Here is a 12,125-nt window from a genome sequence, read left to right on the forward strand (position 1 = left end):
CACCATTATTGATATTGATTCAACCCATTCTGACACTTATGGCAATCAAGAAGCTACTGACTATAACGCCCATTATGGCTCGGAGGGGTATCATCCATTACTAGCTATCGATAATGATGGTAACCTCCTGAAAGCCATCCTACGGCCTGGTAATGCCTATACCAGCACAGATATAAAAGCCTTTTTGGAACCGTTATTAAAACATTATCAAGACCAATTGCCAGAAACTGATATTTTGGTTCGCGGTGATAGCGGGTTCGCCACACCAGCTGTTTATGATACCTGCGAGGCCGATGATGTCTTTTACATTATTCGCCTCAAACGTAATAAGCGACTACACAACTTGGCAGAAGAGTTTGTACAGATAAGCGACACAACTGAGTGGCATGAAACCGAAACTCACTATTACTCAGCAACTTATCAGGCCACTTCGTGGCCTAAACCGCGTCAAGTATACGTTAAGTCAACTCGTGTAGCTGGCGAATTGATCTTTTCACATGAATTTATTGTGACTAATCTGACAAATTTAACCGCAGAAGCAGCATTTGAACTGTATCATAAGCGTGGTCAGATGGAGAATTATATCAAGGAAGCCAAAGAGGGCTTCTTCTTTGATAAGACTGATAGTTCAACGTTTACCGCCAACGCTGCCCGTATGATGGTTAGAGTATTAGCGTACAATATTATCAATTTTATGAAGCAAATAGCCCTACCTAAAACAGAGACCGGATTGCGTGTTAGTACATTACGAATCCGTTTATTCAAAGTCGCTGCCCGCGTTGTGTTTACCGGTCGACGAATCCAGTTACGACTGAGTTCTCATCACGTTTATCATCGACTCTTTTATCAGGTATTACAGCGTATTCAGGCTATTAAATAGCCCCAATTAAAAAAATTCTGTACGATCAAGGGATAAGTGCACCCAAAAATTCAAAAATGACTCACCGTTAGGTGATACCATCAAAATTTAGAGTCTCAATACATAGTAAGCAAGATCAAAAGCCGTCAGTTTTTGAAAAACATGAAAACTGACGACTTTTTTTGAAGGTATGAATAATTCAGGAATAATGCTGGTGTAGATGTAATTATAGTTGGTATTTCGGATATCAAAAATGCCCAAAAGGTCAAAGTGATTTTTAGCGATAAAGGGTACACAAGCTCTCAAGAAGAGATAGGACCTTATTTAGCGTTTGGAAATGGAATTGCTATTTCTAAACATAGAAAGCCTATTAGCAAATTACCTATTATGATGAAGGGAAGCCAACCAACAGATGGCGGCGGATTACTCATAAGTGAATCAGAATATAATGGGATAAAACAAGATTATCCTAGTCTTATGAAGTATGTTTATAAATATATTGGATCAAAAGATTTTATTAATGGTAATAAAAGATATGCCCTTTGGTTGACTGAGAATGATTATAAACAAGTTAAGGATAATCCCGAGATTAAAAGAAGGATGAAAATAGTTTACGAATCTAGAACTAACAGTACGAAAAAAAGTACAAGACAATTGGCAAAAACGCCTTATAGATTTGATGAAATAAGGCGTGAGCAGAGTAATTGTACGATTATTTCACCGGCTATATCTTCTGGTAATAGACTATATGTTCCTATGGGGATTGTTGGTAATGATGTTGTTGTATCAAACACAGCACAAACTATATATAATGCAAACTTATGGATTTTGGGACTATTAGAGTTAAAAATGTTCACAATCTGGTTGTCCAATATTGGAGGAAAGTTTAAAACAGACTATATTGTTTCGGCTAGTCTGGTTTACAATACCTTCCCAGTACCTAATTTATCTACTCGACGTAAAAATGAAATTGAAGAACTTGTTTGGAAAATTCTGGATATTCGTGATGAGGAAGGTGGCACTTTGGCTGACTTATATGGATCACCTCTTGCTGAAAAGAATCCAAAACCAATGAATCCTAGGCTGTTAGCTGCTCACCAGGAACTAGATGAGGTAGTTGATCGTGCTTACCGTGACCGACCATTTAAGGATGATAATGAACGTTTATCGTTATTGCTGAATATGTACAGTCAAAAAGTTAATGAGGAAAAATAATGCAAGATAAAAATGTTGTTCAAGTCAATTACCACCAGACTGGTAAGAGTACCAATACTAATGAGCTAGGGATGCGGGAAATGCAGGCCCGTGTTTATCAACACCGTAAATCAAAATACATCTTAGTCAAGGCACCACCGGCTTCTGGAAAGTCACGGGCTTTAATGTTTGTTGCCTTAGATAAGTTAGCTAACCAGGGAATTAAGAAAGTCATTGTAGCGGTCCCAGAACGTTCCATTGGCCGTTCATTTAAGGATACTGAACTAGTTAAATATGGTTTTTATGAAGATTGGAAAGTCGATCCACAGTATGATTTAACTCTTAATGGCGGACAAGAAAGTAAAGTTAAGAAGTTAATTGACTTTTTGAAATCATCTGATGGACGGATTTTAGTATGTACTCATGCTACGTTGCGTTTTGCTTACCAGGAAGTAGCGGATGATCATCAGTTTGATGATGTCATGATTGCGATTGATGAATTTCACCATGTATCATCTGATGATAGTTCAGTGCTTGGGGATGCTTTACGGAATATCGTGCATAATTCATCTGCCCATGTACTGGCAATGACTGGATCATATTTCCGTGGTGATTCAGCACCAATCCTATCCCCTGAAGATGAACAGAAGTTTGATAAAGTAACTTATACCTACTATGAACAGTTAGATGGTTATCAATATCTAAAATCATTTGGCATTGACTACAAATTTTACCAGGGACGTTACACTAATGCGTTAGATGAAGCACTCGATACTACTAAGAAAACCATTATTCATATTCCAAGTGTTAACTCTAGTGAATCAACTAAAGATAAGTATGATGAAGTTGATCGAATCTTTGATACTATTGGTGACATTTACCATCAAGACGAAGAAACAGGCATTTATTACATCAAAGATAAACATACTGGCCGGATGCTAAAGGTTGCTGATTTAGTTAATGAAGACGGTCGGGAAAAAGTTGGAGAGTACCTTCGTGATAAGCTGACTGGGCCTGATGATCTTGATATTATTGTGGCCTTAAATATGGCTAAAGAGGGGTTTGACTGGCCATGGGCTGAACAAGCATTAACTATTGGTTATCGGCGCTCTTTGACTGAAATTGTCCAAATTATTGGTCGGGTTACCCGTGATAGTTCTAATAAAACTCACGCACAGTTTACCAATATGATTGAGCAACCTGATGCTAAAGATGGTGATGTTGAATATGCCGTTAATCAAATTCTTAAGGCTATTACTGCTTCATTATTGATGGAACAAGTACTGGCACCTGAAATTCATTTGAAGCGGCGAAAACATAAGAATGACAAGCCACAAGGTGATACTGATATTCTGATTAAAGGGTTAAAGGAACCAACTACTAAGCGAGTAGAAAGTATCATTGAGAATGATTTACCTGACCTTAAGGCTGCTATTTTGCAGGATGATGCGGTGCAAAAGGGTATTGCAGCTAATGTAGATGCTAATGTAATGAACAAGGAATTAGTCCCAAAGGTTGTAATGACTCGTTATCCTGATTTGAATGACGATGAGGTAGAGCAAGTTAGTCAATATGCAGTGGCTGATACTGTGTTACGTCATGCCCAAGTTGAGACTATCAATAAAGATGGTAACAAGAACGAAATTTTACGGATGGCAGATAAATTTATTAATGTTGACCGGCTTGATATTAACCTTATTGAATCTATTAACCCATTCCAACGGGCTTATGATGTTATGTCGCAGAACATTGATAGTGATACTTTGCGGTTAATTGAACGCTCAATTGATGCTCGCAAATATGATTTTAGCGATGATGAATTGATTCAGCTTTACAATAATGCTAAAAAGTTTGTTGCTGAAAAAGGTAGGAGGCCACAGAAAAATTCTAGTGATGAGGAAGAAGTGCGGATGGCTTATGCACTGGCCAAATTAGCAGATATGCGGGTAAGGAGGAGTCAATCTAATGAATGATCGTAAGATTCGGACTCTTGACGATATTTTTTCAGACCCGGACTCAGGGAAGTTACTTGCCGTCCAACACGCGAAAAAGAAAACTTCATATGATCATGATATTGAGCGTTTTAAGGAAATCCAAGAATGGGTTAAGCAACATGATGGAAAAGAACCAGAGAAAACATCAGATTTATCACGGATGGAAGAACGGCGGATGGCTAGTCGTTTGAAGGGCTTTAGGTCTAATAAGGATAAGCTAGAGTTACTTAAACCATATGATGAACTGGGGTTACTTAAAACAGAGGATAGCCATATCAAACTGGAACAACAAGTAAAGCAAGAAAAACATGACTTTAGTTCTCTGGATGATATTCTCGGGGATAATTCAATTCTTTTTGGAAATGATAGTAAAGAGACAGTTAATAGTAAGCTGTTTGATACACATAAGCTTAACGAGATAAAGAAAGAACAAGAGAACATTCCTAAAAATAAGTCTAAACGGAAGAGAATGGATGATTTCGAAAAGTATCGTGCATTATTTAGAACTGTTCAAGCTGATATTGCATCAGGCAAACGGCAGACAAGGCCTTATAAGAGTAATAAGATTGAGTTACATCACTTTTATGTTCTTAACGGGCAATTGCTCTATATTGAATCCATTGGATCAGAATTTACTAACGACAATAAGAGTAGTAGTGATCGGGATGCGAGGGTGCATGTAGTTTATGATAATGGTACTGAAAATTACCCGTTAAGGAATGGCTTGATTGCTTCACTATATGGCAGTAAGAAACGTCACGGATACGGTAGAACTGTGACTGAGCCAATGGACAACTTTAAACTATCATCTGATGACCAAGTTACAGGGTATATTTATGTCCTTAAATCTGAAAGTACTAATCCAGAGGTGCTGAAAGTTAGGGAAGAACATCCCCTTTATAAAGTTGGCTATACCAGTGGCACAGTAGAAAAACGAATCACTAATGCAGAGAACGAATCAACTTATTTATATGGCCCTGTAAAGGTTTGTGAAGAGTTCCAGGTTACTAATTTAGACTCTGAAGCACTTGAAACGGCTATTCACCATGCGTTGGCCAACTATCAGTTGAAAATTGATATTAAAGCACCTAATGGTAGGATGATTCATCCACGCGAATGGTTTACTGCTGATTTGACGGTTATTAATGAGGTTGTTAATGAAATAGTGTCAAAATTAAAACTTTTAGAATGACCGTTGACAAGAATTAAATTTAGTATATAATTTTATTTGATTTGAAGGGTAAGCAGGGGCCGTGACTAGCTTACTTTATGATATAGCGGCTAACTGATTTCACATTGAAACTTCACCTCTTCTAAGTTGAGTGGGATTAGTGAGAATTTTTCGTGTAATAAGAGGAGCATCAGGCAGTAAACCTCACCGTACTGCCAATTTGATGGTAGCGTGGGGAGATTCGTGTTATTGATTTTAAAGGATAAGTGTGCACTTTTGCTACTTGCTTTATGCTTGGAGTAAGTAGCTGTACAGTAATTACAAAGATAAATAATTAAGGGTAGATCAATTCGTGTATGTTTACAAGAATTGATCTTTTTTATTTTGATACATATAAATAAAATAATGGTTTTAACGGTTAAAACAAGCAGCTAATGTCGCGTTTGGAAAAGAAAGGATTTGGCTAAATGAACAATTTAGTTACTGTTTTAAATATGGGTGCCAAAGATGCCCTTGCTGCAATGACGTTAGGTTTGCTGAAGACACGAGAAATGAAGGACGATGCCGGAGAAACTACTGGCTATCGTGCTGAAGTAGTGGTACTGTCCGATTCCACTCGCTATGTTAAGTCGGATGGAGAGGTTGTTGATGGTCCTAATGCGTTAACCACTTTTTCTGTCCGAGTTTTAAACTCTAATGTTCCAAAAGCTGGAAAGCTAGTACAAGGAGTTAAACTAATCAACCCTAGATTTACATCACTATTTGGATCCAGCCAACCAGGTTCAACATTTGCAACCATCCATGCGTCCCTGGTTTGTGATGAAATTCAGTTACCAGGGGGCTTCAGTGGAAAGGAGGTAGGTACTCATGGTAAGCCGCAGGGACACTAGACGCATCCTACGTCCAGACCATAATCAAGGCATGAACGTTCACCAAGTGCTACCTTGGCTAACATTATTATTCTTAGCTTCATGGATTTTTTGTATTTTTGGAACAGGGTTACCGTGGGTAAATGTACTATTCCAGTGCCTAGCGGATTTAAGTGAGTGGCTTTTTATCATCTGCTTAGCTTATGCTTTATGGACCTTTAGGCAATGGATTGTTTATTTTAGCAGTACTAGCCCATTTAGGTGCTTGATTTCACCTCAAATGAATCTATTCTTATATGATCGAAATATTATTCAGTCAGATACTTTTAGTCAAAATTATTGTCGTGTTTCAAAGGTTAAACTTGATAAATCAAGCTTTTCAATGCCTATTTTACCAGGAACTTTAAAAACTATTACTGATGATAGTTTTACTAGTGAATTAGGAGCTTATATGAACCAGGCTGGATGCAATGTTAAGTTGTTACCACCTAAAATTAAAAATGGCAGAGCAACTTTCGAAATTAGACCGAACTTACATCATGATAGGTTACATTATGATCACTGATCCATACTTGGTACCAATCACTAAATCAATCAACTGGTCAGCAATGTCTCACATCTCGGCGTTAGTGGCCGGTACGCGTGGATCGGGTAAATCATTTCTAGCGTTTTCCTTGCTAGTCTCATTATCAACATTACCTTGTAAAACAGATAGTCTGTTGGGAACATCGCAGTTACCTACACAGATTTTTGCGATTGATTTAAAAAATGCTGACATGGCACGTCTTTCATCACTTTTACCTGATGGTAGAGTTGCGAACAACAAGAAAGACGCAATAAGAGTGGTCGATTCATTTCTAAACGCCATGAACAAACGTATGGAATGGATTAATGATAATGCTCCGTTTGGTGCTACTGCTAAGAGTTTACAGATGCCACTATATTACTTAGTCATAGATGAGTATAGTGCTACGTCTGCCGTTTTTAATGATGCTCTCACAAAAGAAGACAAGGCCATGAAATATCATTGGTTCAGTTCGATCCATCAGATAATGATGTTAGGCCGACAACTGGGATTTGGAGTGATCATCATCACGCAACAAGCCAGCGATGTTAATAGTGGCCTATCTTCAGCGCTCAAGGAAGAGTTCGGCATGAAAGTTCATATGGGACAAGCTAATGCAGAATCTTATCGGTTAACTTTTGGTAATGAAATTCAGATACCCATTGAGTCATTAAATACAGGCGAGGGCCTAATTTGGTTGGAAGGTACAACTGATACTGGATATGTATTACCATTTGCAGCTCCATTCATCAACACTAGAGACTTTTGGTCGATACTAAAAAAGGCGTTTGCTAGGCAAGAAGACGTAAAATATTTGACTTCTTGTCTTAATGGCAATTACTGATGAAGCTGTTGTGCCTGGTGTTCATCGTGGTACTAACCCGTGACACCAGGCGAGGGCAGCCGCTAATGCGGCTGCCCTTTAACTTGATTAACCCCATAAATCAGAAGTATATAAAAATGAAACATGATAATGAGAAAAGAGACAAAATTTATGATGCAATACCTGCACAGTTGATGGTCAAATCATATCAGTACGGTAGAACTATTGAGATTACTGACGCCCCAACAACTAAGCAAGTTATCAAAGTTTTGCCTAATCATCGATATGTTGATCTCCGCTCGGGTCAGGTAAAACAAATGAAAAAACGTGCTCAAACGCGAAGTGACAATTTTAAAAGCATTAAAGCTACGATGGCAAGATTGCGACGCTTGATTGGTGCTAACTTCTTGGGCGGAAAATCAGAACTGTGGGTAACTCTTACCTATGCCGAACCAATAACTGATACTAAAATCGTGTACCGTGATTTCAAAGTCTTCATGCAACGGATTCGCAAATTATCATTTGGACGGCAGATCGAGTACTTAGCGGTACTGGAACCGCAAGCCAGCGGTACTTGGCATTTGCATGTGTTATTTAAACGGATAGATGGTAAACAACTGTATATTGATAATAAAGAGATGGCTCAACTGTGGCGTCATGGCTTCACAAAAACTAAACGCTTAAAACAGATCGATAATGTTGCTGCTTACCTCATGGCCTATCTAACCGACTTGGAGGTAAGTGAATCAGAAGGTTTAAGTAAAGTTGATAATAAGAAGATTGTAAAAGGCGCGCGCCTGTGTTTATATCCATCACATACTAAGCTTTATCGTTTTTCAAAAGGAATTGAACAACCAATAGTTAAACGAGACTTTAAAAATAATATTTTGAAAGCAAATTCAATTGACCATGATGCTGATAAACGCTACAAGCGTCATTATCAACACGATCAAACTGAGCTAACAATAACGACGGAATTTTATAACAAACGTGCAAAAAGAAAGGAGGAACCAGGTCATGAAAGCCATGATGAACTTCCAGGATCTTTGTGATTTAGGCTATCCAGAGGGGCAAGCCCGGCGGATTATTCGATTAGCCAAACAAGAGCTTGTGAAAGAGGGCTTTGCATTCTACAATGGTAAACGAGTTGGCCTAGTGCCAACGACTGCTATCACAAAAATTATCGCCCTTCCTCAATCGGAGGATGATAATTAATGAAGTCAATGAAAATTGATGGTTATAAGTTCGTTCGGGTTGATGAAAATGGTCATTTCTTTTACCAAGTTTTTCTTGGCAGAGATAGTGAAGGAAAGCAACATTTCAAGAAAGCGCGTAAGGATGCTAAGGGCTTGCCTTTTCGGTCCCCTAAAGAGGCGGAAAATGAGGCTATGCGGGTCAAGGTGCAGTATATGCACACCCATGCTAAAGATTTACGGCGGATGAGTTATGGCACTTTTATGCGGCAAGACTTTCTTCCAAAATATCGTGGAGATGTTGAAGCCAGCACATTCAGTACTCATAAACGAACTTTTATGTTGGCCATTGACCGTTTCGATTTAAAACAATTAGACAGTATTAGTGTTCGTGATTGTGAGGAATATCGGACTTGGTTAATTACTAAGTCTGGATTTTCACAGGACTACGCCAATATTTGTTATGTGGCATTCCGCCAGTCTCTAGGTTATGCAGAGCATTTAGGACTACTGACTTATAATGTAGCGATGAAGACCAAAGCGATCCCAAAAGGTAAAGCAGTAGCTAATTACTGGACAAAGGCTGAATTTGAAAAAGTCTTGAGCCAGGTCAGTATCAAGGGCTTTTATGAGCGCTGTATATATGTGATGTTGCTGTTTTATTACCGCACCGGTGTCCGAGTTTCTGAGGGCTTTGCATTAACCTGGGATGACATTGACCTGGTTAACCACAAGGCGCGGATCTTTCATACGTTGGACTACAAGAACAAACATGATTATCGAATTAAGCCCTATACTAAGACCAGGGCTGGTAAACGGGTAATTACATTAGATGATGAACTTGCCCAGATCTTGAAAGATTGGCGGCAAGTGCAATTGGGACATGGTGTAAAGAAATTTGTATTGTCCTATGATGGCCGTCCCATGATTAAGTCAACGCTAAATAATGTTTTGCAGAAGTATGCGGATTTAGCTGGAGTGCCCCATGTAAATGGCCGTGGGTTGCGTCACTCACATGCTTCTTACTTAATTGCTGAATTAGGTGCGGATGTTTTAACCGTATCAAAGCGATTAGGTCATAGTAGTCCAGCCGTTACATTACGCTATTATGCTCATATGTTTGACCGCAATGATGAATTAATTGCGGATAAGATGGTTGGCTCAATGGACTTAACACCAGCTAAAAAATCACAGATTAACTTTAATGGCAACCAGATCATCCCATTTAGTAAGGTCATCTGATGTTTGCCATACGGTTTGCCACCATGGTAAACAACCTCGGCAAACGTTGATATATCAATTATCCTAAGCTGATTTCTACTATTGATAGGAGAGTGATGTTATAGTACAACATGAAGAGGGAAGCCTAAGATAACGGCATTTGTAGAGGGGCTAATTTGGTAGAATTGGCAGTTTATTGCAAGTTGTCTACCAAAAGTCTACCAAAAACATCAATAGATAATACCGAAAAAGGTGCTACGTAATTTGAGATTGCGTAGTACCTTTTTTGGCGTTATTAATTGAAGAAATGTGCACGTGTTTTCCTTTAATGAATCTACATCTTAACTATGAACAAGTTCCTGTTTGCGAAGACGTTGATGTTCAATATCATGGGCTACCTGACTATCGAGTAAATAAGATGAAATTTGCTAAAAGGCGAAATGCAGATGGTAAATTGGAAAAATACAGCAATGATCAAAAATACATTTTCAACTTGTTATATGAGAATAATTAATGTATCACTTCAAACCGTAGATCTTATAAATCAATTACCTCCTCTTGAGGTTGATGAGACTAAAAACTAATAAAGAACGTCTTTAAGTGGTAAACTATTCGATTCATGCTATAATAAGCATAGAGATTAAGTCGTTATGTAGGTTCATAGCGAAACACAAAAGCCCCCAGCAAGGTCCTAAGTTACTGAGGGCTTTTATTGTGGGCTTATTGCCGTTCGATTACTCGTTAGTGGTGCCGATTGTTAAGCCACCAACCGAACCACACTACGATAAGTGAACTAACGAGCGAGATTAAGTCGTTTAATAAGTTCATAGCTACCACCCCCCTCCCTATTATGACAAGGGGACGAATAGCTTAATAATTATAGCATTAAATTACTGTACAATAAGCAGCGCTATTTTAGTATCAACGTTACGAACGCTTGTTCTTTTTTTGATATGAATGCTAGAATAATTATGGTTTAATTTTTTCTTTGATAGGAGAATCTAATGGGGAAAAAGATTTTTGTTTCGTATAAATACGCTGACAATAATGTAGCCTTTTTAGAGGAATACAATTATATCGGTCTTTATAGTACAGCACGTAATTATGTTGATTACTTGCAAGACAAGAAGTTTAGCGGTGACGATCTAAATAAGGCTGAAAACGACAATGAAGATCTAAGCCAGTTTAAAGATGACACTATCAAGTCTAAACTGCGGGATAAAATTTGGGACTCATCAATTAGAATTGTTATCCCAACTAGGCAACCAAATGCGCGAACCCCAAGCTAAGTTTCTTAAAGGCTATCGACATCCATTAATGGAATTACGACCAATGCCTGAACGATTTCTCTATGCTGGCTGGGATAAGAATCGATTTGTTATCTTAAGCCACTATAAGAAAAAGAAAGATAAAACTGATCCTCGAGAAGTTGAAAAAGCTCTCGATCGATTAGATGATTGGTTGGAGCGAAAGGAGAAATAACTATGACTACTTGGAATGATATGAAACACAATCTCACTTCAATTAAGCCAGACGAAATGACAGCAATTGAAAGCCTTGCTTATTTACATGCACAGCGGGTAAATAAGGCATCTCTCAGGTTGAATTAGCTAAACGTATTGGCATGAAACAACCACAGCTAGCTAAGATTGAAAATATGACATCAATTCCTAGTTTAAGTACCCTAAATCGTTACGCTAAAGGATTAGGGTTGGTTGCTATGGCTTCTTTTAAGCCATTAGCTATGGCATAAATGTTTTTGTGATATTTCAAAGTACTCCTAGCTGGATGTACAGTTAGGAGTTGCTTTTTCTAAATGTAATGAATAACCCCTAATAAAAAACGCCTGTCAAAAGACAGACGCTGGTTTGTTCTGCTGAAATGAATGGTTTAACCAAACAGACTCCGAAGAATCTTAATCAGTTTTTTCAGCTGCTTTTTTGAAAGAGGCAGCAGTACAAACAGTATAATGCAATGATGCATTGGGAGAACCTCCTCCCTGTGCAATTGAGTGTGTGGTTAAGACACCCTGACGCACGTAAATATTGTATCATACTTAATTCTCGGTTATAATAACTGTACAAACAGTATAATGCTGGCGTACAAATTGGATCAGTTGGTTACTTATCCGAGCCGGCGGGACATCTGAAAAGATGCCCTTTTTTTATACTGAGAATTTACAATTCAAGTGCAACATAAATTAAAAAAATAACCCATAACGGGTAGAATTAGTTTA

12 protein-coding genes and 1 pseudogene are annotated in these 12,125 nt (G+C 38.2%); all 13 read left to right on the forward strand.

Features of this window, described 5'->3' with window-relative positions; all coding sequences use genetic code 11:
• Positions 1 to 880, forward strand: an 880-nt coding sequence (locus QOR82_RS07600; protein ID WP_152704272.1) for an IS1380 family transposase, incomplete at its 5' end; no start/stop codon positions are given.
• 249 nt (positions 881 to 1,129) lie between these two features.
• Entirely contained in the window at positions 1,130 to 2,074 is a 945-nt protein-coding gene (locus tag QOR82_RS07605; protein WP_283584176.1) for a type IIL restriction-modification enzyme MmeI, read from the forward strand.
• Positions 2,074 to 4,026, forward strand: a complete 1,953-nt coding sequence (locus QOR82_RS07610; protein ID WP_283584177.1) for a DEAD/DEAH box helicase — start codon at positions 2,074 to 2,076, stop codon at positions 4,024 to 4,026. Before QOR82_RS07605 ends, QOR82_RS07610 begins: the two co-directional genes overlap by 1 nt.
• The gene (locus QOR82_RS07615) at positions 4,019 to 5,239 is read left to right on the forward strand and encodes a GIY-YIG nuclease family protein (RefSeq protein ID WP_283584178.1); all 1,221 of its coding nucleotides are present in this window, start codon (positions 4,019 to 4,021) and stop codon (positions 5,237 to 5,239) included. The genes QOR82_RS07610 and QOR82_RS07615 overlap by 8 nt, the downstream gene beginning before the upstream one ends.
• Before the next feature lie 446 nt (positions 5,240 to 5,685).
• Positions 5,686 to 6,108, forward strand: coding sequence for a hypothetical protein (locus QOR82_RS07620; RefSeq protein WP_283584179.1), 423 nt, complete (start codon positions 5,686 to 5,688; stop codon positions 6,106 to 6,108).
• Positions 6,086 to 6,652, forward strand: coding sequence for a hypothetical protein (locus QOR82_RS07625; RefSeq protein WP_283584180.1), 567 nt, complete (start codon positions 6,086 to 6,088; stop codon positions 6,650 to 6,652). The genes QOR82_RS07620 and QOR82_RS07625 overlap by 23 nt, the downstream gene beginning before the upstream one ends.
• Positions 6,642 to 7,496, forward strand: coding sequence for a cell division protein FtsK (locus QOR82_RS07630; RefSeq protein WP_283584181.1), 855 nt, complete (start codon positions 6,642 to 6,644; stop codon positions 7,494 to 7,496). The genes QOR82_RS07625 and QOR82_RS07630 overlap by 11 nt, the downstream gene beginning before the upstream one ends.
• 116 nt (positions 7,497 to 7,612) lie before the next feature.
• Positions 7,613 to 8,527 carry a rolling circle replication-associated protein gene (locus QOR82_RS07635; RefSeq protein ID WP_283584182.1) on the forward strand — a complete coding sequence of 305 codons (915 nt, stop codon included), beginning with the start codon at positions 7,613 to 7,615 and terminating at the stop codon, positions 8,525 to 8,527.
• Positions 8,493 to 8,690 (forward strand): DUF3173 family protein, encoded by a 198-nt coding sequence (locus QOR82_RS07640; protein WP_283584183.1) that lies wholly within the window; start codon positions 8,493 to 8,495, stop codon positions 8,688 to 8,690. Before QOR82_RS07635 ends, QOR82_RS07640 begins: the two co-directional genes overlap by 35 nt.
• Positions 8,690 to 9,910: a tyrosine-type recombinase/integrase gene (locus tag QOR82_RS07645; RefSeq protein WP_283584184.1), complete on the forward strand. Its 1,221-nt coding sequence runs from the start codon at positions 8,690 to 8,692 to the stop codon at positions 9,908 to 9,910. Before QOR82_RS07640 ends, QOR82_RS07645 begins: the two co-directional genes overlap by 1 nt.
• Before the next feature lie 983 nt (positions 9,911 to 10,893).
• Positions 10,894 to 11,178, forward strand: coding sequence for a TIR domain-containing protein (locus QOR82_RS07650; protein ID WP_283584185.1), 285 nt, complete (start codon positions 10,894 to 10,896; stop codon positions 11,176 to 11,178).
• Positions 11,159 to 11,371: a type II toxin-antitoxin system RelE/ParE family toxin gene (locus QOR82_RS07655; RefSeq protein WP_283584186.1), complete on the forward strand. Its 213-nt coding sequence runs from the start codon at positions 11,159 to 11,161 to the stop codon at positions 11,369 to 11,371. Before QOR82_RS07650 ends, QOR82_RS07655 begins: the two co-directional genes overlap by 20 nt.
• 2 nt (positions 11,372 to 11,373) lie before the next feature.
• A pseudogene (locus tag QOR82_RS07660) lies at positions 11,374 to 11,642 on the forward strand (helix-turn-helix domain-containing protein).
• The last annotated feature ends 483 nt before the right edge of the window (positions 11,643 to 12,125 follow it).

This window comes from Limosilactobacillus difficilis (genome assembly GCF_947387495.1).
Lineage (GTDB): Bacteria > Bacillota > Bacilli > Lactobacillales > Lactobacillaceae > Limosilactobacillus > Limosilactobacillus difficilis.

Bases quoted from the DNA above. Each gene is read 5' to 3' on its own strand.
- QOR82_RS07610 (WP_283584177.1), top strand. From the start codon at position 2,074: ATGCAAGATAAAAATGTTGTTCAAGTCAATTACCACCAGACTGGTAAG.
- QOR82_RS07615 (WP_283584178.1), top strand. From the start codon at position 4,019: ATGAATGATCGTAAGATTCGGACTCTTGACGATATTTTTTCAGACCCG.
- QOR82_RS07625 (WP_283584180.1), top strand. From the start codon at position 6,086: ATGGTAAGCCGCAGGGACACTAGACGCATCCTACGTCCAGACCATAAT.
- QOR82_RS07635 (WP_283584182.1), top strand. From the start codon at position 7,613: ATGAAACATGATAATGAGAAAAGAGACAAAATTTATGATGCAATACCT.
- QOR82_RS07630 (WP_283584181.1), top strand. From the start codon at position 6,642: ATGATCACTGATCCATACTTGGTACCAATCACTAAATCAATCAACTGG.
- QOR82_RS07620 (WP_283584179.1), top strand. From the start codon at position 5,686: ATGAACAATTTAGTTACTGTTTTAAATATGGGTGCCAAAGATGCCCTT.
- QOR82_RS07645 (WP_283584184.1), top strand. From the start codon at position 8,690: ATGAAGTCAATGAAAATTGATGGTTATAAGTTCGTTCGGGTTGATGAA.
- QOR82_RS07640 (WP_283584183.1), top strand. From the start codon at position 8,493: ATGAAAGCCATGATGAACTTCCAGGATCTTTGTGATTTAGGCTATCCA.
- QOR82_RS07650 (WP_283584185.1), top strand. From the start codon at position 10,894: ATGGGGAAAAAGATTTTTGTTTCGTATAAATACGCTGACAATAATGTA.
- QOR82_RS07655 (WP_283584186.1), top strand. From the start codon at position 11,159: ATGCGCGAACCCCAAGCTAAGTTTCTTAAAGGCTATCGACATCCATTA.